The sequence below is a fragment of the Isoptericola sp. F-RaC21 genome (assembly GCF_038593535.1).
In the GTDB taxonomy this organism is placed as follows: Bacteria; Actinomycetota; Actinomycetes; order Actinomycetales; family Cellulomonadaceae; genus Isoptericola.
Genome location: NZ_JBCFYX010000004.1, coordinates 140,289 through 166,010, shown reverse-complemented (window position 1 = coordinate 166,010; position 25,722 = coordinate 140,289). Strand labels below are relative to the sequence as shown.

Below are 25,722 nucleotides of genomic sequence, written 5' to 3'. Positions count from 1 at the left end.
GGGCGGTCTAGGCTGGCCGCATGAGCTGGCTGCCGGTGCTGCTCGGCGTGGTGGGGGTCATCGCGACCCTGGTGGTCGTCGTGCTGTTCGTCGAACGGCTGGCGAACGCCCGTCGTCCGGCATCGCGCGAGGGCGGCGAGAACGGCGAGAGCGCGGGCTCGGGGATGTTCGGCGAGCTGGTCGAGATCTTCCAGCCGAGCCGCGCGCACCTCACCGCGGAGAAGGAGCGTCAGCGGCTCGACATCGTGCAGACCCCGGCCGAGGGCGCGCCGTTCGGCGTCGACCTCGATGCCGGGGTCGCGTACCTCCCCGCCCCTGACGCGCCGGTCCGGACAGACGACGACGGCGCGACCCCGCCCGGGGTCGCGCCGTCGCTGTGAGCCGTCGAGGTTCGCTCAGGCCTCGGTGTTCTCCGAGGAGATCATCCAGGCCTGCTTCTCGAGGTCGGTGATGATCTCGTGCAGCAGGTCGGCGGTGGTCGGGTCCTCGGCGTCGACGTCGTCGTGCACCTCGCGCGCGACCTCGACGGTCTGCGCGACGCGCTCGACGATCGCGTCGACCGTGTCCTCGACCGACACCAGGCCGGCCGGGTAGGGCGACAGGTCGGTGGTGGTGGCGACCGTCTCGGTGCGGCCGTCGGGCACGGCCTGCAGGGCGCGGAGCCGCTCGGCGACGGTGTCGCTGTGCTCGCGGGCCACGTCGACCAGCTCGTCGAGCTGCAGGTGCAGGTCGCGGAAGCCGCGGCCGGTGACGTTCCAGTGGGCCTGCTTGCCCTGGACGTGCAGGTCGACCAGCGCGACGAGGACGCGCTGGAGGTGGGCACGGAGCTTGTCGGACGCCTCGGCGCGGGGGGTGCTGCGCTTCATCGTGGGAGTGGTCATGGGTGAACCTGCCTTCCGGTGACGATCGCTCTCTTGAACCATTCCAGGTTAGAGAGCCTTCCGGGGCACCGCCAGCAAGGCCAGGCGACCCTTGGTCCGTCGGACCGGGCGGGCCGGCTCAGCGCCCGCGGGTCGCGACGTCGAGCACCGCCGTCGCGAACGTCCCGCCGAGCGCGGGTGCGTGGCCCGCCCCCGCGATCGACCACAGCTCGACCGAGGTCCCGGCCGAGCACCCGGACCAGGTCGTCACCGTGGTCTCGGCGCCGGGGAGGGCGACGTCGAGGTCGCGGCGGCCGGGCGCGGTGACCGGGGTCGCCGCGCAGCCGTCCACGCGTGCCCAGGCGGCGGCCGACTCCGCCGCCGCGGGGTAGGCGTGCCCGTCCCGGAGGCCGCCGCCCGCGCGGATGACGGCGTCGTCGGTGCCGTGCGCCTGCACCACGGTCACCGGGCGCGAGGGGCGACAGGCGCCGTCGTCGGCCGGCATCGCGCCCGCGAGCGAGACCGCGACCGACACGAGGTCGGCGTGGTCGCAGGCCGCCCGGTAGGCCATGAACCCGCCGTTCGAGTACCCGAACACCGCGACGCGCTCGGGGTCGACGGCGTACGTGGTCGTGAGCGTGCGGATCACCTGCGCGAGGTACGCGGAGTCGTCGACGCCGGCCCGGTCAGCGCCGCAGCAGGCGTCGCTGGCGTTCCAGAACCGGCGGCCGTCGGGGCCCTCCGTGCCCTGCGGGAGCGCGTAGAGCGCGCCGCGCGACAGGGCTTCGTCCCGCAGACCCAGCAGGGCGTCCACGCGCGCCGCGTCGGAGCCGAAGCCGTGCAGGACGACGAGCAGCGGGGCGGGGTGGTCGGCGTCGTACGCGGGCGGCACGTGGAGCTGGACGGGGCGGCCCCCGACGTCGACGACGCCGGTCGCGCCGGCCGGCACCGCCTCGGCGGCGGCGAGCACGAGGGGCGGCTCGGCTGCCTGCGGGGGAGCGGTGGGGCCGCAGGCGGTGAGCAGCAGCACGACCAGGGCGACGATCGTCGCGAGGATCGGGCGGGGCGCCGGCATGCCGCCGATTGTCGCGTGCGCGACCCGCCCGGCATAGGCTGAAAAACGGTGCGGAGGTGGTGCTCCGATGACGTGGCAGCTGGCGTTCCTGTCGGCGTCGCTCGCGCTGGTCGCGGCGCTCGCCGCGCGGTCGTGGGCACGCTCGGGCGCGCACCACGACGCCGTCGCCCGGCGGGCGGGCAGGCGTCGTGCCACGGCCTTCGACCCCCTCGTCACGCTGACCGTCCAGGTGCGCCTCGGGGAGCTCGCCCGCGAGCTGCGCGCCATCGACGACGACCCGCAGGTCTACGCCCGCGCCCACCACGCCCGCGCGGCCCAGGACGCGTACGACGCCCTGCTCCGCGAGGCCTGCCGCCTGGCCGGGCTCGGCGTCGTCGACCTGCCGAGGCCCGCCGGCGAGCGTGCCGAGTCCGCCGAGCGGCTGCGCGAGGAGCTGGAGCTCAGCTCCCGCGGCTGGTCCTGGTAGGAGGAACATCGCCGGTTGAGCTTGTCGAAACCACGTCCTGGGTTTCGACAAGCTCAACCGGCGGGTGCGTCAGAGGGCCTCGAGCGCCGTGTTGAAGGTGGCGGACGGGCGCATCACGGCGGCGGCCTTGGCCGCGTCGGGGCGGTAGTAGCCGCCGACGTCGGCGGGCGAGCCCTGCACGCCGACGAGCTCGTCGACGATCGTGGCCTCCTGCTCGGCGAGCGACGCGGCCAGCGGGCCGAACGCGGCGGCCAGCTCGGCGTCGTCCGACTGCGCGGCGAGCTCCTGCGCCCAGTACAGGGCGAGGTAGAAGTGCGAGCCGCGGTTGTCGATGCCGCCGACGCGGCGCGTCGGGGACTTGTCCTGGTCGAGGAACGTGCCCGTGGCGCGGTCGAGGGTGTCCGCGAGCACCTGGGCGCGCGCGTTGCCGGTCACGGTGGCCAGGTGCTCGAAGGACGCGGCCAGCGCGAAGAACTCGCCGAGCGAGTCCCAGCGCAGGTAGTTCTCCGCGAGGAGCTGCTGCACGTGCTTCGGGGCGGAGCCGCCGGCGCCGGTCTCGAAGAGGCCGCCGCCGTTCATCAGCGGCACGACCGACAGCATCTTGGCCGACGTGCCCAGCTCGAGGATCGGGAACAGGTCCGTGTTGTAGTCGCGCAGCACGTTGCCCGTCACCGAGATGGTGTCCAGGCCCTGGCGGATCCGCGCGAGCGAGAAGGCCGTCGCCTCGGCCGGCGCCATCACGTGGATGTCGAGGCCGTCGGTGTCGTGGTCGCCCAGGTACTCCTCGACCTTGGCGATGAGTTGCGCGTCGTGGGCGCGCTGCGCGTCGAGCCAGAACACGGCGGGGGAGCCGGTGGCGCGGGCGCGGTTCACGGCGAGCTTGACCCAGTCGCGGATCGCGACGTCCTTGGTCTGGCAGGCGCGCCAGACGTCGCCGGCCTGCACGTCGTGGCTGATGAGCACGTCGCCCGCGGCGTTCACGACCTCGACGGTGCCGTCCGCGGGGATCTCGAACGTCTTGTCGTGCGAGCCGTACTCCTCGGCCTTCTTGGCCATGAGGCCCACGTTCGGCACCGAGCCCATCGTGGCCGGGTCGAGGGCGCCGTTCGCGCGGCAGTCGTCGATGACGGTCTGGTACACGCCGGCGTACGACGAGTCGGGGATGACGGCGAGCGTGTCGTGCTCCTTGCCGTCCGGGCCCCACATGTGGCCGCCGCCGCGGATCATCGCGGGCATGGAGGCGTCGATGATGACGTCGGACGGCACGTGCAGGTTGGTGATGCCCTTGTCGGAGTCGACCATGGCGAGCGCCGGGCCGTCGGACAGGCCCTGCTCGACGGCGGCCCGGATCGCCGCGCCGTCGGGGAGCCGGTCGACGGCGGCGAGGAGGCCGCCGAGGCCGTCGTTGGGGGAGATGCCCGCGGCCTTGAGCTGGTCGCCGTACTTCGCGAAGAGGTCCGGGAAGAAGGCCTGCACGACGTGGCCGAAGATGATCGGGTCCGAGACCTTCATCATCGTGGCCTTGAGGTGCGCCGAGAACAGCACGCCCTCGGCCTTGGCCCGCGCGACCTGCTCGGCGAGGAACGTGTTCAGCGCGGCGACGGAGAGGAACGTCGCGTCGACGACCTCGCCCTCCTCGACCTTCAGGCCGTCCTTGAGCACCGTGGTGCCGGCCGGCGTGACGAGGCGGATGGTCAGGGTGTCGGCGGCGGGCATCACGACGGACTTCTCGTTGGAGAAGAAGTCGTCGTGGCCCATCGTCGCGACGTTCGTCTTGGAGTCGGCCGACCAGGCGCCCATGCGGTGCGGGTGGGCCTTGGCGTAGTTCTTCACCGACGCGGGGGCGCGGCGGTCCGAGTTGCCCTCGCGCAGCACCGGGTTCACGGCCGAGCCCTTGACCTTGTCGTACCGGGCGCGCACGTCCTTCTCGGCGTCGGTCTTCGGGTCCTCGGGGTAGTCCGGGATGTCGTAGCCCTGGCCCTGCAGCTCGGCGACGGCGGCCTTGAGCTGCGGCGCGGACGCGGAGATGTTCGGCAGCTTGATGATGTTGGCCTCGGGCGTGGTCGCCAGGGCGCCCAGCTCGCCGAGGTCGTCGGCGACGCGCTGCTCGTCCGTCAGGCGCTCGGGGAACTGGGCGAGGATGCGCCCGGCGAGGGAGATGTCGCGCGTCTCGAGCGTGACCCCGGCCTGGGCGGCGTACGCCTCGACGATCGGGAGGAACGAGTACGTCGCGAGCAGCGGCGCCTCGTCGGTGTGCGTGTAGATGATCGTGGCGGCCTCGGGCCGGGACTCGGTGGTCATGCGGCGTTGCTCCCTAGGCAGGGCAGTGGTGGACGAGAGATTGTTTGACATCAAGATATCTGGCCGTGGCGGAGCCTGTCGAAAACGCGACGCACGCCATAGGGCCCCGGCCGCCGCTCGGCGCGCGGCCCGGCCGGTGCGCCGCTACGGTCGAGCCGTGCCGACGCGTCAGCTCCATCTCGCCCAGGCGGGCCCGGCCGAGGTCGCCGACGCCCTCGCCGCCCTCCGTGCCGAGGTCGGCCTGCCCGCGATGTTCCCCGCCGAGGTGCGCGACGAGGCGGAGACGTCCGCCGCGGACGGCGGGCAGGCCCTCGGCGACGACGGCCGGCAGGGCCGCCAGGACCGCCGCGACGTCGAGCTCGTGACCATCGACCCGCCGGGCTCGATGGATCTCGACCAGGCGGTGCACGTCGCGTCGTCGGGGCGCGGATACATCGTCCGGTACGCCATCGCGGACGTCGCCGCGTTCGTGCAGCCGGGCGGCGCGCTCGACGCCGAGACGCACCGCCGCGGCACCACCGTCTACGGGCCGGACGTGCGCACGCCGCTGCACCCGACCGTGCTGTCCGAGGGCGCCGCGAGCCTGCTGCCCGAGGAGGACCGGCCCGCCGTGCTGTGGACGATCGGGCTGGACGCGGACGGCGAGATCACCAGCAGCTCCGTGACGCGCGCGACCGTCCGCTCTCGCGCCCGCCTGACCTACGGCGAGGCCCAGGCCCAGCTCGACGCGGGCACCGCGCCGGACTCCCTGTCCCTGCTGGCCGACGTCGGGCGGCTGCGGCAGGCGCGCGAGCGCGACCGCGGCGGCGTGTCGCTCGAGGTGCCCGAGCAGGAGATCGTGCCGCAGGCCGACGGGTCGTTCTCGCTCGAGCTGCGCCGCACGCTGCCGGTGGAGGGCTGGAACGCGCAGATCTCCCTGCTCACCGGGATCGCCGCGGCGGCGATGATGCGCGAGGCGGGCGTGGGCCTGCTGCGGACGCTCCCCCCGGCGGACGACCGCGACATCGCGCGGCTGCGGCGGACGGCGGCGGCGCTCGGCATCGGCTGGCCCGACGAGGTCTCGTACGCGCAGCTCGTCCCGACGCTGGAGTCCCGTCGGCCCGCGCACGCGGCGTTCCTCGCCGAGGCGACGTCGCTCTTCCGGGGCGCGGGCTACCTGGCCTTCGGGGTGCCCGGGCCGGACGGCGGGGCGCCGGTCGCGCTGCCCGCGGACGCGCGGCACGCCGCGATCGGGGCCGAGTACGCCCACGTCACGGCCCCGCTGCGCCGGCTCGCGGACCGGTACGCCACGGAGGTGTGCCTCGCGCACGCCGCGAGCAAGGAACCGCCGGCGTGGGTGACCGAGGCGTTGCCCGCCCTGCCCGAGACGATGGCGGCGGCGTCGCGCACTGCGGGCGCGTTCGAGCGCGGCTGCGTCGACGTGGTCGAGGCGGCGCTGCTCGCCGGCCGCGAGGGCGAGACGTTCGACGGCGTCGTCGTCGACGTGCGTGACGGCGACAAGGACGGCGTCCGGCGCGGCGAGGTCATGCTGACGGAGCCCGCAGTGCGGGCCCGGCTCGAGGGGGCCGACCTGCCGCTCGGCGAACGCGTCCGAGCCACGCTCGCCGAGGCGTCCGTGCCCGACCGGCGGGTGCTCTTCACGCTGCGCTGACGCGCCCGAGCGCGCGGTCCCCCGTGCTGCTCTCCGCCCTCCCGCGAGCTCGTGCGCGGGTGCGAGCCCCCCACCGCACCGCACCACGCCCCTGTCGCCCGATGTGCGCGGCGTGGTGAGGTGACGTTTTGATAACACTCCTGCCTTATAACGATTCATCCTCTAGCGGCGACCCCTGACCTATTCGTTAGGGTGCCTGCCCTACGGCCATTGCGGTACCACCGCGGCGCGAGGACGCGTCGCCGACCGGAAGGACCCACGATGAACCGACGTATCACGCGAGGCCGGTGGCTGATGGCGGCCGCGGCTCTGACGAGCGTGACCCTCCTGGCCGCCGGGTGCTCCGGTTCCACCGGGGAGGAGGGCGGCGACAGCACGGGCGCCCCGGCCGCCGAGGGCGCGGCCACCGACCAGGAGCTCGTGATCTGGGCGGGGTCCCAGACCCCGATCACCCCCAACTTCAACCCCTACGCGGTGGGCGTGCTGCACCTCGCCAACGGCGGCATCTACGAGACGCTGTTCGCGTACAACAAGCTGCAGGACGTCGACCCCACGCCGATGCTCGCCGAGTCGTTCGAGTGGAACGAGGACGGCACCGAGCTCACGGTGAAGATCCGCGGCGGGGTGACGTGGAACGACGGCGAGCCCTTCACCGCGGAGGACGTCGTCTACTCCTTCACCAACGACACGGCCAAGCCCGCCTACCTCGACGACGCCGTCGCCAAGGACGAGTCCACCGTGGTGTTCTCGTTCGCCGAGCCGGCCTACGCCAACGAGTTCGCCATCCTGGGCAGCACGTACATCGTGCCGGAGCACGTGTTCTCCGAGCACGAGGCGGACTCCGGCGAGGACGCCGAGGGCAACGCCCTCCAGGGCCTCGTCGCCTGGGACAACGCCGAGGCCCCGGTGGGCACCGGCCCGTACATGCTCGACACGGCGTCGAACGCGGCCTACACCGCGAAGGCGAACCCGAACTACTGGGGCGGCGCGCCGAAGGTGGCCTCGCTGCGGTACGTCGGCATCGACGCCAACCAGTCGGCGGAGGACCTGCTCACCACCGGCGAGATCGACTGGACCACGATGTTCGTGCCGGACCCCGAGCGCGTCACCTCCACCGGCGGCTTCGGGTACGTGAACACCCCGGTCGACCCGGTGGTGCTCTACACCTGCTCCAACACCGACCTCGGCTGCGAGGGTGCGCAGACGGACGTCGCCGTCCGCCAGGCGCTCGACGTCGCGATCGACCGGTCGGCCATCGCCGAGAAGGCGTTCGTCGGGCTCGCCCAGCCGATCTCGCCCACGTTCGCGCTGCTCGGCCGTGACGACAAGTGGATCGCCGACGGCATGCCGAAGGAGTCGCCGCAGAGCGCCGACGCGGCCGCGGCCGGGAAGATCCTCGAGGAGGCCGGCTACACCAAGGACGCCGACGGCTTCTACGGCAAGGACGGCACGCCGATCGACCTCACGCTGACGTCGGTCGACGGGTGGTCGGACTTCAACAACGCCGCCAAGCTCATCGAGGAGCAGGCCAAGGCCGCGGGTCTCAAGGTCACCGCGTCCACCATCTCCTGGAACGAGTTCGCCGACGCCCGCGTCTCCGGGGAGTTCGAGCTCATCATGGGCGGCGTCGTCGGCACCTCGCTGGCGGATCCGTTCCAGATCTACCGCGAGTGGTTCACGGGCGACTACACCCAAAAGGTCGGCACCGCCCTCGAGCCGGGGGAGTGGAACATCTCGCGGTACGACGACGACGAGGTGAACGCTGCCGTCCAGGCCGCCTCCGAGACGAACGACGAGGCCGCCAAGAAGGAGGCCTACGCCACCGTCCAGGAGCACATCGTCTCCGACCTGCCGTACATCCCGATCGTCGTGAACGGCACGCAGACGTTCTTCAACACGACGAAGTTCACCGGCTGGCCCACGGAGGAGGACATGTACATGTTCCCGCCGTCGTGGCAGGGGCCGTCGTCGGGCGTCGTCCTCGGCAGGCTCGGCGGCGCCGAGTAGCCCGTCCCCCACGGTGACCGGCGGGCTGGTTCCCAGCCCGCCGGTCACCCGCACGACCAGCACGACGCCGCGACGCCACGACGAGGAGGAGCCGCATGCCCGCGACACCGAAGGGCGGCCCGACCCCATGAAGTTCTACGCCAGACGGATCGGCTTCTACGCCGTGACCCTGTGGGCCGCGATCTCCCTGAACTTCTTCATCCCGCGCCTGCTGCCGGGCGACCCCTTCTCGATCCTCATGGCCAAGCTGCAGCGCGCCGGCGGGATCCCGGCGGGCACGGAGAACAGCATCCGGCTCCTGCTGGGGGCGGCCGAGGACCAGACCCTGTGGGAGCAGTACCTCACGTACTGGAAGAACGTCCTCACCGGCAACCTGGGCGTCTCCGTGACCAACTTCCCGACGCCGGTCACCGAGCTCATCGGCGACGCGCTGCCGTGGACGCTCGGCCTGGTCGGCACGGCCACGATCATCTCGTTCGTGCTGGGCATCGGCCTCGGCGCGCTCGCCGGCTGGAAGCGCGGCACCTGGGTGGACAGCCTCGTGCCCAGCACGACGATGCTGCAGTCGCTGCCCTACTTCTGGGTGGCCCTGGTGCTCATCTTCGTGTTCGCCGTGAGCCTCCAGTGGTTCCCCATCATCGGCGCCTACGACGTCTTCCACTTCAACGGGCCCGAGTGGAGCTGGGCGTTCGTCGGCTCGGTGCTCTACCACGCGTTCCTGCCGGCGGTGACGATCGTCATCTCGTCGGTGGGCGGCTGGTTGCTCGGGATGCGCAACATGATGGTCTCCACGCTGTCGGAGGACTACGTCACGACGGCGGAGGCCAAGGGGCTGCGGCCCCGCCGCGTGTTCACCACGTACGCGATGCGCAACGCCGCGCTGCCCTCCCTCGCGGGGTTCGGCGTCTCGCTCGGCTTCGTCGTCGCGGGCTCCCTCGTCATGGAGCAGGTCTTCACGTACCCCGGCGTCGGCAAGCTCATGATCACGGCGGTGCGCAACAACGACTACGCGCTCATGCAGGGCGTGTTCCTCGTCATCACTCTCGCGGTCCTCGCGGCGCTGTTCCTCATGGACCTCATCTACGGCTTCCTGGACCCGAGGACGCGGCACCATGACTGACACCGACACCACCACACCCACCAGCGCACCCGCCACGCCACCCGTCAAGAAGTCGGGCGTCCGCCAGATGATGCCCTCCCTGTCGGGCAAGCTCCTCGCCGGGCTCATCCTCATCGGGGCGATCGTGCTCTTCGCGATCGTCGGCCCGTTCGTCACGCAGGACCCCCGCAGCTCCGGGAACGACGCGCTGCTGCCGCCGCAGCCCGGCCACTGGCTGGGCACCACCAGTCTCGGCTACGACGTGCTCGCCCAGCTCGCGGAGGGCGCGCGCGGCTCGTTGATCGTCGGTGTCTCCGCCGGGGTGGTCGCGATCCTCCTCGCGCTCCTCTTCGGCGTCGTCGCCGGCTACCTGCGCGGCTGGACCGACGAGTTCCTCTCGCTCGTCACCGGCATCATGCTCGTCATCCCCGGCCTGCCGCTGATGATCGTCGTCGCCAGCTACCTGCAGGTGCGCAGCCTGTGGGTCGTGGCCCTCATCCTCGGCGTCACCGCCTTCGCCGGCCCGGCCGTCGTGCTGCGCTCCCAGGCCCGGTCGCTGCGGGTGCGCGACTACGTCTCCGCGGCCCGCGTCGCGGGGGAGAAGACCCCGCGGATCATCGGGGTCGAGGTGCTGCCCAACCTGCTGCCGCTGCTGGCGTCGCAGTTCCTGTTCGCGATCGTGCTCGCCATCCTCGGCGAGGCCGGCCTGTCCTACCTGGGCCTGGGGCCCAACGGCTCGATCACATGGGGCACGATGCTCAACGAGGCGCAGGGCGGCGGCGCGCTCACGCGTGGCGCCTGGTGGTGGTTCGTGCCGCCGGGCCTGATGATCGCCCTCTTCGGCACCGGCCTCTCCCTCGTCAACTTCGCGATCGACGAGATCGTCAACCCGAAGCTGCGGCTCGCCCCCGCCGCCGCGAAGAGCGTGCGCGAGGCGCGCAAGGCCGGCAAGGACAGGCTCGGCCGCCGCGTCACGACGCAGCCCGTCGCCGCCGACAAGGAGAGGGTCGACGCATGACCGCCACCGCCACCACGACCACCGGCCCGCTGTCGTCGCCGACGCACGCCGCGCACGTGGCCCACCTCGAGCCGGTCCTCACCGCCCGGCACGTGTCCATCGAGTACGAGGTGGACCCGCCCGTCCGCGCCGTGGACGACGTCTCCCTGACCCTGCACCGGGGCGAGATCCTCGGCCTCGCCGGCGAGTCCGGCTGTGGCAAGACCACCCTCGCCTACGGCCTCAACCGGCTCCTCAAGCCGCCGGCCATCCTGCGCTCCGGCGAGGTGACGTTCCACGACGCGGGCGGCTCCGACATCGACGTCGTCTCGCTCTCCGGCGACGCGCTGCGCGCCTTCCGCTGGGACAAGGTCTCCATGGTCTTCCAGGGGGCGATGAACTCGCTGAACCCGGTGATCAGCGTGCGCAAGCAGCTGGGTGACGTGCTCACCACGCACCGGCCCCAGATGGGCAAGGCGGAGCGCGCCGCGCGCTCGGCGGAGCTGCTCGCGCTCGTCGGCGTCGACCCGGGGCGCCTCGACAGCTTCGCCCACGAGCTCTCGGGCGGCATGCGGCAGCGCGTCATGATCGCCATGGCGATGGCCCTCAACCCGCAGGTCATGATCATGGACGAGCCCACGACGGCGCTCGACGTCGTCGTCCAGCGGGGCATCCTGCGCGAGATCATGCGCCTGCGCGAGCGGTTCAACTTCGCCGTCGTGTTCATCACCCACGACCTGCCGCTGCTGCTCGAGATCAGCGACCGCATCGCCGTCATGCGCGCCGGCCGCATCGTCGAGCTCGACACGTCCGAGTCGGTCTACGCGCGGGCCCAGCACCCCTACACGCGCCAGCTGCTGAACTCGTTCCCGAGCCTCACGGGCGACCGCGGCTCGTTCGTCCGCACCGGCGTCAGCACCGACGCCGCCGAGGGGGAGGCGTCATGAGCAGCCTCGAGGTCCGCAACCTCGTCAAGGAGTTCACCGTCCGGAGCGGCGTCCGGCGCGGCACCCTGCGCGCCGTGAACGACGTGTCGTTCACGCTCGAACCCGGGAAGACGATCGCCCTCGTGGGGGAGTCCGGCTCCGGCAAGTCGACCGTGGCCAAGATGATCTCCCAGCTCGAGACGCCGACGACCGGCGAGATCCTGCTCGACGGACAGCCGATCGGGCGTCGCGGCCGAGCGCTGTCGAGCTATCGGCACCAGGTGCAGATGGTGTTCCAGGACCCGTTCGCGTCGCTCAACCCGTACCACACGGTGGCGCACCACCTGGAGCGGCCGCTGCGCATCCACGGTGTCGCCGCCGGGCAGGCGCTGGAGCCGGCCGTCCACGACCTGCTCGAGCGCGTCAACCTCACCCCGCCCGAGCTCTACGCCGTCAAACGACCGCACGAGATGTCCGGCGGGCAGCGCCAGCGCGTCGCCATCGCGCGGGCCCTCGCGCCCGGCGCGCGGTTCCTCGTCGCCGACGAGCCCGTGTCCATGCTCGACGTCTCCATCCGGCTCGGGGTGCTCAACCTGCTCGCCAGGCTGCAGCGCGAGGAGAACCTCGGCGTCCTGTACATCACCCACGACCTCGCCACCGCGCGGCACTTCAGCGACGAGATCCTCGTGATGTACCGGGGGGACATCGTGGAGCGGGGGCCGTCCGACGACGTCATCCTGAACCCGCAGCACGAGTACACGAAGACGCTGCTCGCTGCCGCGCCCGAGCCGTCGCGGCACGGGCGCCTGCGCGAGGAGGTGCGGGCGGAGCTGGCCGCCTCCTGACCGGTCGATCCTCGCCTCGCTGCCGCGTGGGTCGGGGGTTCCTTCGCGCGGACGCGTTCACGGGCGCCAGGGCGCCCTCCACTTCGGGAGGGATACGTCCGCGCGAAGGAACCCCCGACCCACGCTCGTCCTTCGGCTCTCGCGCTCCTTCAGGGGGCGCCTCCTTCGCTTCGTTGCGCGCGTCGTTCGACGACCCGGGCGCGGGTAGCGGCGTCCTGCGTGGGCGACGGCGCGACAGTGGGGACGTCGTCGGCGGGTGGGTGGGGAGGCTTAGGGTGCTGCCGTGCCTGCGCGACGACGGACGGATCCTGCTGCCGGAAGGGCGGCCGTGGCCGCGTGGCTGGGCGGGGACACCTCGCGCGCCGTCGTGACCACCGCCGTGCGCTTCACGTTGGAGGAGCTGGCCGACGTCGCGCCCGGCAACTCCGTGGAGGTGCGGGTGCCGCCGGCCGGGGCCGTGCAGGCCGTGGCCGGGCCGCGGCACACGCGGGGGACCCCGCCCAACGTGGTGGAGACCGACGTCGCGACCTGGCTCGGCCTGGCCACCGGGCACGTCGCGTGGACCGACGCCGTCGCGTCGGGACGGGTGAGCGCGTCCGGCGAGCGCGCCGACCTGTCCGCGCTCCTGCCGCTGCAGGCCGCCCGCCGCCCCCGCCCCTGACCGCCCCTGCCGAGGTAGTTCGAGATCCCGCGAGGTAGTCCCGGGCACCGCGAGGTAGTCCCGGGCACCGCGAGGTAGTTCGTGGGGCGGTGAGGTAGTTCGGGGCGCGTGCGCGGGCCCTGTCCGCTACGTTCAGCGGCACCGGGCAGGCACCCGCCGGTTGTCGGACGACGACGTCCGGTGACCTGCGGTTCAACCGTGGTTCACGCGGGTCTGCTGAGGTGACGTCACCACGTCCGCCGCGAAGGAGCCACCGTGAGCCCTACCCCTCCCGCCCGCCACCGAGGACCGCTCGCCGCCGCCACCGCGGCGGCGCTCGTCCTCCCGCTGGGCGCCGCCCTCGCCGCCCCGGCGTCCGCCGCCGTCTCACCCGACGCGCCCGTCGTCATCGACGAGGTGTACGGGGGCGGCGGGAACAGCGGCGCCGCGTACAACCAGGACTTCGTCGAGTTGTACAACCCGACGGACGAGCCGGTGTCCCTCGACGGCTGGTCCGTGCAGTACGCGTCCGCCACCGGCACCTGGGCCAACGGGGCCCAGACGAACCTGGCGGGTCAGATCCCCGCGGGCGGGTCGTTCCTCGTCGCGGAGGCCACCGGCGCCAACACGTCGCTCCCCGCGCTGCCGGCCCCCGACGTCACCGGGACCATCGCCATGTCCGGCACGGGCGCCAAGGTCGCGCTCGTGCGCTCGACGGACCGCCTCTCCTGCGCGGGCGCCGACTGCGCGACGGCGGACGCGGTCGTCGACCTCGTCGGCTGGGGCCCGACCGCGAACGCCTTCGCCGGCTCCGGCCCCGCGCCCGCGACGACGAACGCGACGTCGGTCGCGCGCCGCGACCACGCGCACACCGCCGACAACGCCGCGGACTTCGCCGCAGGGGCGCCGACGCCGGCCGCGAGCGGCACGGACCCGGGCACCGACCCGGGCCCGGGCCAGGACGCGACGATCGCCGAGATCCAGGGCACCGGCGCGACGTCGCCGCTGGCAGGGAAGACCGTGACGACCACCGGCGTCGTGACCGCTACCTTCCCGACGGGCGGGTTCGACGGCCTCTACCTGCAGACGGCGGGCACCGGCGGCGACCCTGCCGACGACGCGACGCCCGGCGCCTCCGACGCCGTGTTCGTGTACTCCCGCGCCGCGGCGGCCGAGCTCGAGGTCGGCGACCACGTCGAGGTCACCGGCGAGGTCAGCGAGCACCAGGGGCTCACCGAGGTCACCGCGGACTCGTGGACGACGCTCGACGAGCCCGGCGCCGTCGAGCCGCTGGCCACCGCCTGGCCCGCGACCGACGCCGAGCGCGAGGCGCTGGAGGGCATGCTCTTCGCGCCGCAGGGCGACTTCACCGTCACGGACAACTACGACACGAACTTCTACGGCACGATCGGACTGGCCGCGGGCGACTCGCCGCTGGTCCAGCCGACGACGGCCGGGCGCCCGGGGTCGGTGGAGGCGAAGCAGCAGGCCGAGGACAACGCGGCGCGCGCCGTCCTGCTGGACGACGGCGCGTCGACGAACTACGGCTCGGCGGCGAACTCGTCGCAGCCGCTGCCGTGGCTCACGGGCGGCGACCCGGTCCGGGTCGGCGCCGCCGTCACGTTCACCCGCCCCGTCGTCCTGGACTACCGGTACGACGCCTGGGGGCTGCAGCCGCAGCACCGGCTCACGCCGGACGTCGCCGCCGACGTGCAGCCCGCGACGTTCGAGGACACCCGCGAGGCGTCGCCGGAGGACGTCGGCGGCACGCTGCAGGTGGGCACGTTCAACGTGCTCAACTACTTCACGACGACCGGCGACCAGCTCACGGGCTGCCGCTACTACACCGACCGTGCCGGAGACCCGGTCACCGTCCAGGACGGCTGCGACGCCCGCGGCGCCGCCGAGGCCGAGGACCTCGAGCGGCAGCAGACCAAGATCGTCGCCGCGATCTCCGCACTGGGCGCCGACGTCGTCGGGCTCGAGGAGATCGAGAACTCGGCGGCCTTCGGCAAGGACCGCGACCAGGCGCTCTCCGACCTCGTGAACGCGCTCAACGGGCACGACGGCGCGGGCACCTGGGCGTTCGTCGCGTCGCCGTCCGACCTGCCGGACAGCGAGGACGTGATCCGTACCGCCTTCGTCTACCGCACCGCGGGGGCGGAGCCGGTGGGGGAGTCGCGGATCCTCGACGACCCGGAGGCGTTCGGCAACGCCCGCCAGCCGCTGGCGCAGGTGTTCCAGCCCGCCGGCGGGGTCGACGCGGACCCCGGCGACGACGTCGTGGTCATCACCAACCACTTCAAGTCGAAGGGGTCGGCCGGCCCCTGGCCCGGGGACGCGGACAGCGGCGACGGCCAGGGCGCCTCGAACGAGTCCCGGGTGCGGCAGGCGACCGCGCTGGTGGCCTTCGCCGACGACGTCGCGGAGGACGCCGGCTCCGACGCGGTGCTGCTCGTGGGCGACCTCAACTCCTACGAGCAGGAGGACCCGGTCGCCGTGCTCACGGACGCGGGGTACACCGACCTGGGGCCGACCACGGGCGAGTACACCTACGCGTTCGACGGCGCGGTCGGCTCGCTCGACCACGCGCTCGCGTCGCCGGGGCTGATCGACCGGGTGACCGGCACCGACATCTGGAACGTCAACGCCTACGAGCCGATCGCGAACGAGTACAGCCGGTACAACTACAACGCCACGATCCTGTACGACGAGACCCCGTTCCGGTCGTCGGACCACGACCCGCTGCTCGTCGGGCTGGACCTCGCGCCGGCGGCCCCGGCCTGGGAGGCCAAGGCCACGTACGGCAAGGGCGACCGGGTCGCGTTCGAGGGCGGGCTCTTCGAGGCTCTGTGGTGGTCGCGCGGCGACCGCCCCGGAGCGTCGGCGTACGGCCCGTGGGCGGAGGTCGGCGCCCCGGTCGTGACGTCCGCGGGCACCTTCGCGGCGTGGACGAGCACCGCGGTGTACGGCAAGGGGGACGTCGTCGTGCACGACGGGCACCGGTGGCAGGCGCAGTGGTACTCCCGCCACGACGAGCCCGGCGCGACGTCGTGGGGGCCCTGGAAGGACCTGGGCGCCGCCTGACCGGGCGGCCGTCGGGTGCCGGTGGGTGGCTTAGGCTCGAGGGGTGAGCAGCTCGACCCCCGACCAGGACGCCCCGGCACCCGACGGCGCGGCCGCCGACGCCCCGGCGCACGACGCCGAGGCCCCGTCGGAGCACCCCGCGACGTCGCCCGCCGAGCCCTCGGCCGCCGAGGCGGGCGGGGCCGCGCGCGGCGCCGGCCCGGAGGGAGCGGACGACGGGCAGGAGCCGCAGGACGTGACGCTGCTGGTCGACCCGGACCGCGTCCGCCGCGCCCCGAAGTACCCGGTCTTCCTGTGGATGGGCGCCCTGGTGGGCGCCGTCGTCGGGCTGATCTTCTCGACCTGGCTCATCGACGTCTCCGGCTCGGCCGAGACCCTGATGAAGCCCGGCGTCTACGTGTCGGTGACCATCCTGGGGGGTATCGCGCTGGGCCTGGGCGTCGGCGGGCTGATCGCGGTGATCTCCGACCGGCGCAGCCTGCGCCGCCGCTGACGCGTCCGGGCCGGTCGAGGCACCGGGGCCCTGTGGGATACTCGAACCATGCCCTTGCGCCCTGACGGCCGCCTGAACCATGACCTCATGCCCGGCGAGAAGGGCCCCCAGGACGCGTGCGGCGTCTTCGGGGTCTGGGCCCCCGGCGAGGAGGTCGCGAAGCTCGCCTACTTCGGCCTGTACGCCCTGCAGCACCGCGGACAGGAGTCCGCGGGCATCGCCACCAGCAACGGTGAGCAGATCCTCGTCTACAAGGACATGGGCCTCGTGTCCCAGGTCTTCGACGAGACGGCGCTCGACGCCCTCACCGGCCACCTCGCGGTGGGCCACTGCCGGTACTCCACCACCGGCGGCGTGACCTGGGAGAACGCCCAGCCGACGCTCGGCGCGACCGCGGGCGGCACCGTCGCCCTCGGGCACAACGGCAACCTGACGAACTCCGCCGAGCTCGTGAACCTCGTGGCCGAGCGCTACGGCGCCCAGCGCCGCGGCGAGCTGGCGCGTGGCAACACGACCGACACGGCGCTCATCACGGCCCTGCTCGCCGGCGACGCCGACCACACCCTCGCGCAGACGGCGCTCGAGGTGCTGCCGAAGCTGCGCGGCGCCTTCTCGCTCGTCTTCATGGACGAGGGCACGCTGTACGCGGCGCGCGACCCGCAGGGCGTGCGCCCGCTGGTGCTGGGCCGCCTGCAGCGCGGCTGGGTGGTCGCGTCCGAGACGCCGGCCCTGGACATCGTCGGCGCGTCGTACGTGCGCGACGTCGAGCCGGGCGAGCTCATCACGATCGACGCCGACGGCCTGCGCTCCGAGAAGTTCGCCGAGCCGGAGCGCGCGGGCTGCGTCTTCGAGTACGTCTACCTCGCCCGCCCCGACAACACGATCAACGGGCGCTCCGTGCACGCGTCGCGCGTCGAGATGGGCCGCACGCTCGCCCGGGAGCACCCGGTGGAGGCGGACCTCGTCATCCCGACGCCGGAGTCCGGCACGCCGGCCGCCGTCGGGTACGCCGCGGAGTCGGGCATCCCGTTCGGGCAGGGCCTCACCAAGAACGCCTACGTGGGCCGCACCTTCATCCAGCCGTCCGACACGCTGCGCCAGCTCGGCATCCGCCTCAAGCTCAACCCGCTCAAGGAAGTGATCCGCGGCAAGCGCCTCGTCGTCGTCGACGACTCGATCGTGCGCGGCAACACGCAGCGGGCCCTGATCCGGATGCTGCGCGAGGCGGGCGCGGCGGAGGTGCACGTGCGCATCTCGTCCCCGCCGGTGAAGTGGCCGTGCTTCTACGGCATCGACTTCGCGTCACGGGCCGAGCTCATCGCGAACGGCCTCAGCCCGGACGAGATCGGGCAGTCCCTGGGCGCGGACTCCCTCGGCTACATCTCGACCGAGGGCATGATCGCCGCCACCGAGCAGCCGGCGTCCCAGCTGTGCGCCGCCTGCTTCACGGGCAAGTACCCGATCGAGCTCCCCACCGCCGACCAGCTCGGCAAGCATCTGCTGGAGCAGGCCGAGCTGCCGCTCGGCGCCCCGGAGGACGGGCTCACGCAGGTCTCCGTGGGGGCCGGCGGCGGCTCCGCGCTCGAGCACCCCTGATCAGATCCCCCGGTGGCTGAGCCTGTCGAAGTCACCGTCCGACGACCGATGGTGGTTTCGACACGCTCAACCACCGGCCTGGGAGCCACAGTGACGAACGAACCCCTGACCTACGCCGCGGCCGGCGTCGACACCGAGGCGGGCGACAAGGCCGTCGAGCTGATGAAGGACGCGGTGCGCCGCACGCACGGCCCCGCCGTCCTCGGCGGCGTGGGCGGCTTCGCGGGGCTCTTCGACCTCTCGGCGATCCGCGAGTACCGCAAGCCGCTGCTCGCGACGTCGACCGACGGCGTCGGCACCAAGGTGGCGATCGCCCAGGCCCTCGACAAGCACGACACGATCGGGTTCGACCTCGTCGGGATGGTCGTCGACGACATCGTCGTGGTCGGCGCCGAGCCGCTGTTCATGACCGACTACATCGCCACCGGCAAGGTCGTCCCCGAGCGCGTGGCCGACATCGTGCGCGGCATCGCGCAGGCCTGCGAGGTGGCCGGCACGGCCCTCGTGGGCGGCGAGACGGCCGAGCACCCGGGGCTGCTGGCCCCCGACGAGTACGACGTCGCCGGCGCGGCCACGGGCATCGTCGAGGCGGACGCGGTCCTCGGCCCGGAGCGGGTGCGCGCCGGTGACGTGCTCGTCGCGATGGGATCGAGCGGCCTGCACTCCAACGGCTACTCGCTGGTGCGCGCCGTCGTGAAGCACGCCGGCTGGTCGCTGGACCGCCACGTCGAGGAGTTCGGCCGGACGCTGGGCGAGGAGCTGCTCGAGCCCACCCGCGTGTACGCGCGGGACGTGCTCGCCCTCGCCCAGGACCAGGCCGCGCAGGTGCACGCGGTGACCCACGTGACCGGCGGCGGCCTCGCAGCCAACCTCGCGCGCGTGCTCCCCGCCGGCACGGTGGCGACGGTCGACCGCGGCTCGTGGGAGGTGCCCGCCGTCTTCCGCACCGTGCGCGAGCTCGGCTCGGTGCCGCGGCGCGACCTCGAGAACACGCTCAACCTCGGCGTCGGCATGGTGGCGGTCGTGGGCGCCGACGGCGTCGACGCTGCGCTGGCGACCCTCGCGGCGCGCGGCGTCCCGGCGTGGGTGCTGGGCACGGTCGCGGACCTCGACCCGGCCGACCCGGCCGAGGACCTGGTCGCCGGCACCAAGGGCGTGCAGGGTGGCGCCGTCCGGATGACCGGCGACTACCGCTGACGTCGTCCACCGGCACGCCGCGGGGAGGGTGACGCCCTCCCCGCACGAACGACGGTCCGGGAACGAACGAAGGGCCGGACGGCAGCTGCCGTCCGGCCCTTCGTGCACGTCACCGTGGCCCGTCGGAGACGGGGTCGCGGTGCTGACGACTCAGCGCTCGTCGCCCCAGGAGCGGTAAGGGTTGTCGTACTCGTCGTCACCGGAGGAGTAACGATCCTCCGTCGCGACATCGGTACGACCACCCTCGCTGCCCTTGAGCTCCTGCTCGAGCGCGTGATAGTTCGTCTCGGGGCTGTAGTACTTCAGCGCGCGAGCGACCTTAGTCTGCTTTGCCTTCTGACGGCCGCGGCCCATGGCTGAGACCCCCTCAACGTAGGAGCGGGGCTGGCAACGTCCCAGACGTGCGGCCCCGTGCGTAAGTATCGTCTGTTCAGATCCCAACGGTACATGCTTGCGAGCCATTCCCTCCACTCCGCAGCGCGTGCCGGATGCATCGACGGCCGTCGGGGCGGGTGATCGACGCCGGATCGTGTCTCAGGTCACGAGGCCGACCGGTGTTCGCAGCGGTCCGGAGGCACGACCAGGACGGCAGAACGGACGCACGGGCACGACTACCTCATGCCGTCCCATGCCAGGACGTTCCGGACGATTTCATCCGGCGCCCAAGTCGCCTCAATCCCGCTTTCTGCACACAATGGATGAGCGAGACCGTGTCCGCACACCGGGCGCCGCCCGGGCCGGTCCGTACCAGGAGGTGCAGGGGATGTCGCTCCACGGAGACTCCGAGGTTCTGCTGACGCCTGCCGAGGTGGCCAGCCTGTTCCGCGTCGACCCGAAGACCGTGACCCGCTGGGCGAAGGCGGGGAAGCTCTCGTCGATCCGTACGCTCGGTGGTCACCGCCGCTACAAGGAGTCGGAGGTACGCGCGCTGCTCGGCGCCGCCTCCGAGGAGGCGACGCCGGACACCAAGTAGGACGCCTCGGGACGCCCCGCGCGGGCGTCCTGCGGCGTGCTCAGCGGCGGTTCAGTGGCGCCGGGCGCGGACGACGACGATCACGACCAGCGCCAGGCCCGCCGCGGCGGCACCGAGGAGGACCTGCGCGTTGCGCTTGCGCCGCGGGTCGGTGTCGGGCATGCCGCCACCGGTGACGAAGGTGCCGGCGTCGCCGGCCGCCTGCTTGGTCGCCCGCGCGAGTTGGTTCGCCTGGTACTTCGGCGAGAGCCGCGTCGCGAGGTGGTCGAGGGTGGCGGCGAGCTCGGCACGGGTCCGGGCCACCTCGTCCTCGAGCTCGCGGGTCGTGGGGGCCGGGGCCTTGTTCTCGGGCGTCGTGGGATCGGTCACCGGCGCACCCCCTTCTTGATCGTGTCGACGTCTTCCTTGACCCGGTCGATCGTCTCGGGCCGGCGGGCCGCCTTCTTGAGCTGGCGGGCCGCGACAGCCCCCGCGAGGCCGGCCACGATCAGCATGGCCACGCCGACGACAAGTGCCGACAGCCACAGGGGCCACGCCTCGGCAAGGCCGATGATCCCGGCCCAGATGAGCACGCCCACCGCGTAGAGCACGATGACGAGGGCTGCGGCGATGAGCCCGACCCCGATGCCGGAGCGCTTCGCCTTCTCGGTCATCTCGGCCTTGGCGAGCGCGACCTCCGCGCGCACGAGCCGCGTGGTCTGTTCCGACAGCTGCTCCACGAGCCGACCCATGGAGGGTGGCTGCTCGGCGGGCGGCGTGCGTCCGTCGTCCCAGTCCGTCATCGGCTGCTCCGATCCTGCGTGAGGTGATCGTCCGTGCGGTCCCACTCAACCCGTCCCTGCTGGTCCAGGCAATTCCTGGGACAAAACGACGAGACCCCCACGCCGTGGCGTGGGGGTCTCGGTGGTGGCTCCGACCGGCGTCGATCCGGTGACCTTTCGATTTTCAGTCGAACGCTCTACCAACTGAGCTACAGAGCCTTGGACACGAACGCCCGGGCGCCGTTGCCGACGAACCGGGCGCATCATGCGCGACCCTGACGGGACTTGAACCCGCGACCTCCGCCGTGACAGGGCGGCGCGCTAACCAACTGCGCTACAGGGCCAAGGTGGGGAGTGGACTCCCACCGAGGAAGCTCGTTTCGAGCCGAGAAGAAGCGTACCCCATGCTCGCCGGGATCTTGAAATCGGATCCTGACCAGCACGGACGCGCTGTTTCGCGGGCCGCCGGTCGGTGCCGACGTCCTGCGGACGTACCCCCAACGGGATTCGAACCCGTGCTACCGCCGTGAAAGGGCGGGGTCCTAGGCCGCTAGACGATGGGGGCTGGACCCGGCAAGCATACCCAGGCGTCACGGGCGGTCCTCACCCGGGGATGCGGACCTCTGGGTGGGCGAGGATGGACCCGTGGTGGAGATGACGCGCGAGGAGTTCGAGGACGCCGTCCGGGACGGCCTCGACCAGGTGCCGGCGGACCTGGCGGCGATGATGGACAACGTCGTCGTCCTCGTGGAGGACGACGCGCCCGCCGACGACCCGGAGCTCCTCGGGCTGTACGAGGGGGTGCCTCTCACCGAGCGCGGCCAGTACTGGGCGGCGGGCTCGCTGCCCGACCGGATCACCGTGTACCGCAACCCGACCCTCGCCATCTGCGACACGCGCGACGACGTCGTCGAGGAGGTCGCGATCACCGTGGTGCACGAGATCGCCCACCACTTCGGCATCGACGACGACCGGCTGCACGAGCTCGGCTGGGCCTGACCGCACGCCCGACGACGACAGGGCGGGTCAGGGCGGGTCAGGGCGGGTCAGAGGGGGCTGTACTCCCAGTGCCACGCCTCCGGCTTGCGGCCGTCTGCCTGCGCCCAGTCGGGGTTGCTCCAGCCGAACTTCGCGGCGTTCGCGACCAGCCACTGGTGCTGCGCGCTGGAGCGCTCCTCCACGCCGCCGTTGATGTCGACGGCGATGCCCCAGCCGTGGTCGGAGTAGCCCGGCACGGCCGCGAGGTAGCCGCGGCTCGCCTTGACCGAGACCTGCGACTCGTACGAGCGGTACGAGTCGCGGATCTGCAGGTGCGTGCCGAAGCGCGCGCGGTACGCGGCGTCGAGGCGCTCGAGCTGGGCGGCCGCGTCACGACGCAGGGACTCGCCCGACGCGAACGACAGGCCGCGCAGGTCGGCCGACGCGAGGCGCCCGTTCTCGTACCCCTCGGTGTCGTCCGCGTACTTCTTGAGGGCGCCGGCGGCCTTGCGCGCGGCGGCCGCCTGCGCGTCGAGGACCTCGGCCGGCGTCGCGGGCGCGGGCGTGATGCTGATCGCGCTCGTGTCGGTCTTCTCGATCAGGGTGGAGAGGTCCTCGGTCGCGTCGGCGACGTCGGCCGCGTCGGCGTCCCGGGTGTCGAGCGCGGCGCGCTCGCCGGCACGCGAGGCGGCCTGCGCCCCGGAGTCGTCGGAGACGACGTCGCGCAGGTGCGCCGCGCTCTTGGCGACCGCCTTGCGCTGCGCGGCGGGGATCCCCCGCGTCTCGGTCGTCACCTGGTCCGCGCGGGCGAGCACCTCCTGGGCGGCGGTGAGTGCGTCGTCGCCGGACGGGGAAGCCTTCTCCCCGGAACGCTTCGCGGCGGTCTTGGCCGCGGCCTGCTCGGTGCCGGTCGTCGTGGTACCCGGCGTCGAGGTGCCCGAACCGACCGCGCCCGAGGTCGCTCCGGCAGCACCCGACAGCCCGGGCCGCCCGATCGCCGCCGTGGCGGCCGACGCCGGGGAGAGGCCCCCGAAAGCGCCGGCGTCGATGGTGCCGACCGAGCTGGCCTCGGGCTCCGTCGACGCCGCGGCGCGGGTCTCCCCGGAGGCGGTGGAGTTGCCGGTGACGACGACGCCGGTCGTCAGGGCCATCACCGTGAGCGCCACGGGGACGCCGGCACGCACGGCGCGGCGTCCCGAACGGGAGGCGGGCTCGACGGCGCGGGCGTCGGAGCGGCGCGTGCGCGCCGGGTGGTGGATGTCGCGCCGCCGGGGCAGGGGCGCAGGCGTGTGCTCGGTCATGAAGAAGGTCCTCGGGGGTCGGGAGCTCGAACCTGTCGGGAGCTCGCACCGGTCGGAAGCTCATTCCATCTTCAACCGTTTCAGCGGGTGCTCCGGGCCAACGAGGGGACCAGACGACACGAATCCCGTGCGGACCGCGGGGACGAGATGTGAAGGCCGGGACATCCCGGTGACCCCCCGGGGCGCCCGGATCGTGGGACGCGCCGTCCCGCCCGGTCGCGGGGGAGGGGCGGGACGCCCCGTCGCGCCCCAGGATGCTCGGATGAGCTCCGCACCCGTGACCGTCGCGGTCCACCGCGCCGTCAGCCCCGACCGTGTCCCCGAGGTCACCGCGTGGGTCCAGTCCGGCGTCCGGCTGGCGAACCGGTGGGACGGCTTCCTCGGCTCGGGCTGGATCCGTGCCTCCGAGGGCGCCGCCGACTGGATCATGCTCTACCGGTTCGCCGACGCCGCCCGCCTCGAGGCGTGGGAGGAGTCGCCGGAACGACGGCGCTGGCTCGCCGCCGGCGAGGGACTGGTCGAGGAGCGCCGCGTGGAGAGGCGCACCGGCATCGAGGGCTGGTTCGACCCGCCCGTGCGGCAGGACGAGCCCACCGGGCCGCCGCTGTTGGCCGCGCCTCCCCGCTGGAAGCAGTCGGTGGCGATCTGGCTCGGCTTCTTCCCCGTGAACCTCGCCTTCACCGTGCTGGTGGGGTGGCTCGTGCCGCCGTTCGCCGAGCTGCCCGTGGTGCTGCGGGTGCTCGTCTCGACGCTGGTGCTCACGCCGATCATGTCCTTCTGGGTGCTGCCCTGGGTGACGGGCCGCCTCTCGGGCTGGTTGCACGCGCCGCGGCGCTGAGGCCCCTCCCGCGGAGCCTCGGGGTCAGCTCTGGGCGGGGGCGACGGCAGCCTCGAGCCAGTCGCGCAGCGCGGCCGGGCGGTCGGTGATGATGCCGTCCACGCCGGCGTCCACGAGCAGCCGCCAGGTGTCCTCGTCGTTCGCGGTCCAGCCGAAGACCTGCAGCCCGGCGGCGTGCGCCGCCGGCACGAGCCCCGGGTCGTCCGCGACCAGCGCCGCACCAGGGCTGACGGCGGCGGCGTCGAGCTCGGTGAGCAGCGCGGACAGGTCGTCGCGCGGGTGCTCGACCAGCAGCGACCGCGGCACCTGCGGCGCCACGTCGCGCAGGGCGGCCACCGTCGTCGGGTCGAACCCCTGCACCACGAGGCGGCCCGCGAGCCGTTCGTCGTCCAGCACGCGCATCGTCGCCGCGACGTCCTCGGCCGTCCAGCGGCCCTTGTACTCGCACAGGACGCCCAGGCCCGGGTGCTGCGACACGACGTCGAGCACCTCGGACAGCGTGGGGATGCGCTGCCCGGCGAACCGGGAGCCGAACCACGCGCCGGCGTCCAACGCCTGCAGCTCGTCCCGGGTGAGGGTCCGGACCTCGCCGGAGCCGTCGGTCGTGGCGTCGACCGTGCCGTCGTGGATGACCATCGGCACGCCGTCGGCGCTGAGGTGGACGTCGATCTCGATCATCGCGGCGCCGGCGCGACCCGCGGCGTCGAACGCGGCGAGGGTGTTCTGCGGGGCGTCGGCGGAGGCACCACGGTGGGCGACGACGACGGGGGCCTGGGCGCGGACGGGCACGGAGCTCCTTCGGGGCGACGACGGTCTGCGACGGTACGTGCAGGGGTGGGCCCCGTGGGGATCGAACCCACAACCCGCGGATTAAAAGTCCGCTGCTCTGCCAGTTGAGCTAGAGGCCCGCCGCCGTCCGCCTGTGGGTCGGTCGCCGGCTGCGGACAGCGTACGCGGGCCCGCGGGAGACCGGGGCGCGCAGTGCCGGGAGCGCGACCGAAGGTCACGATCCGGTCACGGAGGGCAACCTATCGACGCGCCGGGAGGGCTGTCACGCGGGGTCTCACCCACCGGGAGATCTCGTCCCGATCGCGTCTCATCGTTGCGCCGGGACCCCCGGTGCTGTTTCGGTGGACGGGTTCGCAAGGACCGACGAGAGGAGCGTCCATGCTCACCGTGACCGACAACGCCCGTACCGCCGTCGAGGACCTCGCCCAGCAGGCAGGAGTGCCGGACGAGGGCGGGCTGCGGATCGCGCAGTCCGCCGGCCAGCCCGGCAACTTCGAGCTCGCGCTCGTCCCGGCGCCCCAGCCCGACGACCAGGTCGTCGACGAGGAGGGAGCGACCCACGTGTTCGTCGAGGCGCAGGCCGCGCCCGCCCTCGAGACGCTGACCCTCGACACCGACCCGGAGGCACAGGGGCCGGGCTTCGTGCTCACGCCCCAGGCGTGACGTCCGGGCGGGTGCGCGGCCCGTCCTCCCGGGGGCGCTCCGTCCCCGCCTGACCGGTCCTCCGACGGCCGGGCACGGAAGATCCTCCGTGCCCGGCCGTCGTCGTGCCGGGAGCGGCCGCCGGGCGCGGAGGTGGCGTCCAGGGCGCGGTTGCGCCATCGTGTGGTGCCGCGCCCCCG

The 25,722-nt window shown here is 73.0% G+C and carries 25 protein-coding genes and 4 tRNA genes; 17 read left to right on the top strand and 12 right to left on the bottom strand.

The annotated features are described in order from the left end of the window. Nucleotides 1–20 precede the first annotated feature (20 nt). Entirely contained in the window at nt 21–380 is a 360-nt protein-coding gene (locus AAG589_RS15585; RefSeq protein WP_430568187.1) for a DUF6191 domain-containing protein, read from the top strand. 15 nt (nt 381–395) lie between these two features. Here AAG589_RS15585 and AAG589_RS15580 read toward each other — a convergent pair whose 3' ends face one another. Both AAG589_RS15580 and AAG589_RS15575 read right to left on the bottom strand, forming a co-directional pair. Then, nucleotides 396–881, bottom strand: coding sequence for a Dps family protein (locus AAG589_RS15580; protein WP_430568186.1), 486 nt, complete (start codon nt 879–881; stop codon nt 396–398). Nucleotides 882–999: 118 nt separating this feature from the next. Next, complete coding sequence (locus AAG589_RS15575) at nt 1,000–1,935, bottom strand: alpha/beta hydrolase family esterase (RefSeq protein WP_430568185.1); 936 nt, start codon at nt 1,933–1,935, stop codon at nt 1,000–1,002. A 67-nt stretch (nt 1,936–2,002) separates the two neighbouring features. Between AAG589_RS15575 and AAG589_RS15570 the strand changes: the two genes are divergently transcribed. Then, nucleotides 2,003–2,401, top strand: a complete 399-nt coding sequence (locus AAG589_RS15570) for a hypothetical protein (protein WP_430568184.1) — start codon at nt 2,003–2,005, stop codon at nt 2,399–2,401. 69 nt (nt 2,402–2,470) lie between these two features. On the opposite strand, the gene AAG589_RS15565 is transcribed toward AAG589_RS15570, so the two are convergent. After that, entirely contained in the window at nt 2,471–4,702 is a 2,232-nt protein-coding gene (locus AAG589_RS15565; protein WP_430568183.1) for an NADP-dependent isocitrate dehydrogenase, read from the bottom strand. 157 nt (nt 4,703–4,859) lie between these two features. Here AAG589_RS15565 and AAG589_RS15560 point away from each other — a divergent pair, with 157 nt between their 5' ends. The 11 genes from AAG589_RS15560 to purM all read left to right on the top strand — a co-directional run bounded on the left by AAG589_RS15560 (nt 4,860) and on the right by purM (nt 19,240). After that, a complete protein-coding gene (locus AAG589_RS15560; RefSeq protein WP_430568182.1) occupies nt 4,860–6,353 on the top strand; it encodes an RNB domain-containing ribonuclease in 1,494 nt (497 codons plus the stop codon). 261 nt (nt 6,354–6,614) lie between these two features. Next, entirely contained in the window at nt 6,615–8,360 is a 1,746-nt protein-coding gene (locus AAG589_RS15555) for an ABC transporter substrate-binding protein (RefSeq protein WP_430568181.1), read from the top strand. Nucleotides 8,361–8,487: 127 nt separating this feature from the next. Further along, a complete protein-coding gene (locus AAG589_RS15550) occupies nt 8,488–9,480 on the top strand; it encodes an ABC transporter permease (RefSeq protein WP_430568180.1) in 993 nt (330 codons plus the stop codon). Continuing rightward, nucleotides 9,473–10,477: an ABC transporter permease gene (locus AAG589_RS15545; RefSeq protein ID WP_430568179.1), complete on the top strand. Its 1,005-nt coding sequence runs from the start codon at nt 9,473–9,475 to the stop codon at nt 10,475–10,477. Before AAG589_RS15550 ends, AAG589_RS15545 begins: the two co-directional genes overlap by 8 nt. Then, nucleotides 10,474–11,403 (top strand): ABC transporter ATP-binding protein, encoded by a 930-nt coding sequence (locus AAG589_RS15540; RefSeq protein ID WP_430568178.1) that lies wholly within the window; start codon nt 10,474–10,476, stop codon nt 11,401–11,403. Before AAG589_RS15545 ends, AAG589_RS15540 begins: the two co-directional genes overlap by 4 nt. Next, a complete protein-coding gene (locus tag AAG589_RS15535; RefSeq protein ID WP_430568177.1) occupies nt 11,400–12,227 on the top strand; it encodes an ATP-binding cassette domain-containing protein in 828 nt (275 codons plus the stop codon). Before AAG589_RS15540 ends, AAG589_RS15535 begins: the two co-directional genes overlap by 4 nt. Before the next feature lie 283 nt (nt 12,228–12,510). Further along, nucleotides 12,511–12,888 carry a sterol carrier family protein gene (locus tag AAG589_RS15530; protein WP_430568176.1) on the top strand — a complete coding sequence of 126 codons (378 nt, stop codon included), beginning with the start codon at nt 12,511–12,513 and terminating at the stop codon, nt 12,886–12,888. 255 nt (nt 12,889–13,143) lie between these two features. Beyond that, complete coding sequence (locus AAG589_RS15525; RefSeq protein ID WP_430568175.1) at nt 13,144–15,954, top strand: ExeM/NucH family extracellular endonuclease; 2,811 nt, start codon at nt 13,144–13,146, stop codon at nt 15,952–15,954. A 43-nt stretch (nt 15,955–15,997) separates the two neighbouring features. Further along, on the top strand, nt 15,998–16,447 hold the full coding sequence (locus AAG589_RS15520; RefSeq protein WP_430568174.1) for a hypothetical protein: 450 nt from the start codon (nt 15,998–16,000) through the stop codon (nt 16,445–16,447). A 48-nt stretch (nt 16,448–16,495) separates the two neighbouring features. Next, on the top strand, nt 16,496–18,043 hold the full coding sequence (gene purF, locus AAG589_RS15515; RefSeq protein ID WP_430568173.1) for an amidophosphoribosyltransferase: 1,548 nt from the start codon (nt 16,496–16,498) through the stop codon (nt 18,041–18,043). 90 nt (nt 18,044–18,133) lie between these two features. Then, nucleotides 18,134–19,240, top strand: a complete 1,107-nt coding sequence (purM, locus tag AAG589_RS15510; protein WP_430568172.1) for a phosphoribosylformylglycinamidine cyclo-ligase — start codon at nt 18,134–18,136, stop codon at nt 19,238–19,240. A 150-nt stretch (nt 19,241–19,390) separates the two neighbouring features. On the opposite strand, the gene AAG589_RS15505 is transcribed toward purM, so the two are convergent. Further along, complete coding sequence (locus AAG589_RS15505) at nt 19,391–19,594, bottom strand: DUF3073 domain-containing protein (protein WP_430568171.1); 204 nt, start codon at nt 19,592–19,594, stop codon at nt 19,391–19,393. Nucleotides 19,595–20,003: 409 nt separating this feature from the next. On the opposite strand from AAG589_RS15505, the gene AAG589_RS15500 reads away from it, so the two are divergent. Further along, nucleotides 20,004–20,213, top strand: a complete 210-nt coding sequence (locus AAG589_RS15500) for a BldC family transcriptional regulator (RefSeq protein WP_430568170.1) — start codon at nt 20,004–20,006, stop codon at nt 20,211–20,213. A 51-nt stretch (nt 20,214–20,264) separates the two neighbouring features. Here AAG589_RS15500 and AAG589_RS15495 read toward each other — a convergent pair whose 3' ends face one another. From AAG589_RS15495 to AAG589_RS15475, 5 genes are all read right to left on the bottom strand, one after another. Then, entirely contained in the window at nt 20,265–20,582 is a 318-nt protein-coding gene (locus AAG589_RS15495; protein ID WP_430568169.1) for a DUF3618 domain-containing protein, read from the bottom strand. After that, nucleotides 20,579–20,995 (bottom strand): phage holin family protein, encoded by a 417-nt coding sequence (locus AAG589_RS15490; protein ID WP_430568168.1) that lies wholly within the window; start codon nt 20,993–20,995, stop codon nt 20,579–20,581. Before AAG589_RS15490 ends, AAG589_RS15495 begins: the two co-directional genes overlap by 4 nt. Nucleotides 20,996–21,117: 122 nt before the next feature. Beyond that, nucleotides 21,118–21,193: transfer RNA gene (locus tag AAG589_RS15485), tRNA-Phe, on the bottom strand. A gap of 51 nt (nt 21,194–21,244) precedes the next feature. Beyond that, nucleotides 21,245–21,318, bottom strand: a tRNA-Asp gene (locus AAG589_RS15480). Between the two features lie 148 nt (nt 21,319–21,466). After that, nucleotides 21,467–21,539 (bottom strand) — tRNA-Glu (locus tag AAG589_RS15475). 89 nt (nt 21,540–21,628) lie between these two features. Here AAG589_RS15475 and AAG589_RS15470 point away from each other — a divergent pair. Continuing rightward, nucleotides 21,629–21,973, top strand: coding sequence for a metallopeptidase family protein (locus AAG589_RS15470; RefSeq protein ID WP_430568699.1), 345 nt, complete (start codon nt 21,629–21,631; stop codon nt 21,971–21,973). 47 nt (nt 21,974–22,020) lie between these two features. Here the strand turns inward: AAG589_RS15470 and AAG589_RS15465 are convergent, their stop codons facing one another. Next, nucleotides 22,021–23,253: a M15 family metallopeptidase gene (locus AAG589_RS15465; protein WP_430568167.1), complete on the bottom strand. Its 1,233-nt coding sequence runs from the start codon at nt 23,251–23,253 to the stop codon at nt 22,021–22,023. Nucleotides 23,254–23,515: 262 nt separating this feature from the next. On the opposite strand from AAG589_RS15465, the gene AAG589_RS15460 reads away from it, so the two are divergent. Next, nucleotides 23,516–24,091, top strand: a complete 576-nt coding sequence (locus tag AAG589_RS15460; RefSeq protein WP_430568166.1) for an antibiotic biosynthesis monooxygenase — start codon at nt 23,516–23,518, stop codon at nt 24,089–24,091. A 24-nt stretch (nt 24,092–24,115) separates the two neighbouring features. Here the strand turns inward: AAG589_RS15460 and AAG589_RS15455 are convergent, their stop codons facing one another. Together AAG589_RS15455 and AAG589_RS15450 are read right to left on the bottom strand one after the other, a co-directional pair. Continuing rightward, nucleotides 24,116–24,880: a glycerophosphodiester phosphodiesterase gene (locus tag AAG589_RS15455; RefSeq protein WP_430568165.1), complete on the bottom strand. Its 765-nt coding sequence runs from the start codon at nt 24,878–24,880 to the stop codon at nt 24,116–24,118. A 46-nt stretch (nt 24,881–24,926) separates the two neighbouring features. Next, nucleotides 24,927–24,999: transfer RNA gene (locus tag AAG589_RS15450), tRNA-Lys, on the bottom strand. 259 nt (nt 25,000–25,258) lie between these two features. On the opposite strand from AAG589_RS15450, the gene AAG589_RS15445 reads away from it, so the two are divergent. After that, nucleotides 25,259–25,543 carry an iron-sulfur cluster biosynthesis family protein gene (locus AAG589_RS15445; protein WP_430568164.1) on the top strand — a complete coding sequence of 95 codons (285 nt, stop codon included), beginning with the start codon at nt 25,259–25,261 and terminating at the stop codon, nt 25,541–25,543. The last annotated feature ends 179 nt before the right edge of the window (nt 25,544–25,722 follow it).

Excerpts from the sequence above, each read along its gene's own strand:
- AAG589_RS15585 (WP_430568187.1), top strand. The coding sequence starts at position 21 with ATGAGCTGGCTGCCGGTGCTGCTCGGCGTGGTGGGGGTCATCGCGACC.
- AAG589_RS15580 (WP_430568186.1), bottom strand. The coding sequence starts at position 881 with ATGACCACTCCCACGATGAAGCGCAGCACCCCCCGCGCCGAGGCGTCC.
- AAG589_RS15575 (WP_430568185.1), bottom strand. The coding sequence starts at position 1,935 with ATGCCGGCGCCCCGCCCGATCCTCGCGACGATCGTCGCCCTGGTCGTG.
- AAG589_RS15570 (WP_430568184.1), top strand. The coding sequence starts at position 2,003 with ATGACGTGGCAGCTGGCGTTCCTGTCGGCGTCGCTCGCGCTGGTCGCG.
- AAG589_RS15565 (WP_430568183.1), bottom strand. The coding sequence starts at position 4,702 with ATGACCACCGAGTCCCGGCCCGAGGCCGCCACGATCATCTACACGCAC.
- AAG589_RS15555 (WP_430568181.1), top strand. The coding sequence starts at position 6,615 with ATGAACCGACGTATCACGCGAGGCCGGTGGCTGATGGCGGCCGCGGCT.
- AAG589_RS15550 (WP_430568180.1), top strand. The coding sequence starts at position 8,488 with ATGAAGTTCTACGCCAGACGGATCGGCTTCTACGCCGTGACCCTGTGG.
- AAG589_RS15545 (WP_430568179.1), top strand. The coding sequence starts at position 9,473 with ATGACTGACACCGACACCACCACACCCACCAGCGCACCCGCCACGCCA.
- AAG589_RS15540 (WP_430568178.1), top strand. The coding sequence starts at position 10,474 with ATGACCGCCACCGCCACCACGACCACCGGCCCGCTGTCGTCGCCGACG.
- AAG589_RS15535 (WP_430568177.1), top strand. The coding sequence starts at position 11,400 with ATGAGCAGCCTCGAGGTCCGCAACCTCGTCAAGGAGTTCACCGTCCGG.
- purF (WP_430568173.1), top strand. The coding sequence starts at position 16,496 with ATGCCCTTGCGCCCTGACGGCCGCCTGAACCATGACCTCATGCCCGGC.
- AAG589_RS15505 (WP_430568171.1), bottom strand. The coding sequence starts at position 19,594 with ATGGGCCGCGGCCGTCAGAAGGCAAAGCAGACTAAGGTCGCTCGCGCG.
- AAG589_RS15500 (WP_430568170.1), top strand. The coding sequence starts at position 20,004 with ATGTCGCTCCACGGAGACTCCGAGGTTCTGCTGACGCCTGCCGAGGTG.
- AAG589_RS15490 (WP_430568168.1), bottom strand. The coding sequence starts at position 20,995 with ATGACGGACTGGGACGACGGACGCACGCCGCCCGCCGAGCAGCCACCC.
- AAG589_RS15470 (WP_430568699.1), top strand. The coding sequence starts at position 21,629 with ATGACGCGCGAGGAGTTCGAGGACGCCGTCCGGGACGGCCTCGACCAG.
- AAG589_RS15465 (WP_430568167.1), bottom strand. The coding sequence starts at position 23,253 with ATGACCGAGCACACGCCTGCGCCCCTGCCCCGGCGGCGCGACATCCAC.
- AAG589_RS15460 (WP_430568166.1), top strand. The coding sequence starts at position 23,516 with ATGAGCTCCGCACCCGTGACCGTCGCGGTCCACCGCGCCGTCAGCCCC.
- AAG589_RS15445 (WP_430568164.1), top strand. The coding sequence starts at position 25,259 with ATGCTCACCGTGACCGACAACGCCCGTACCGCCGTCGAGGACCTCGCC.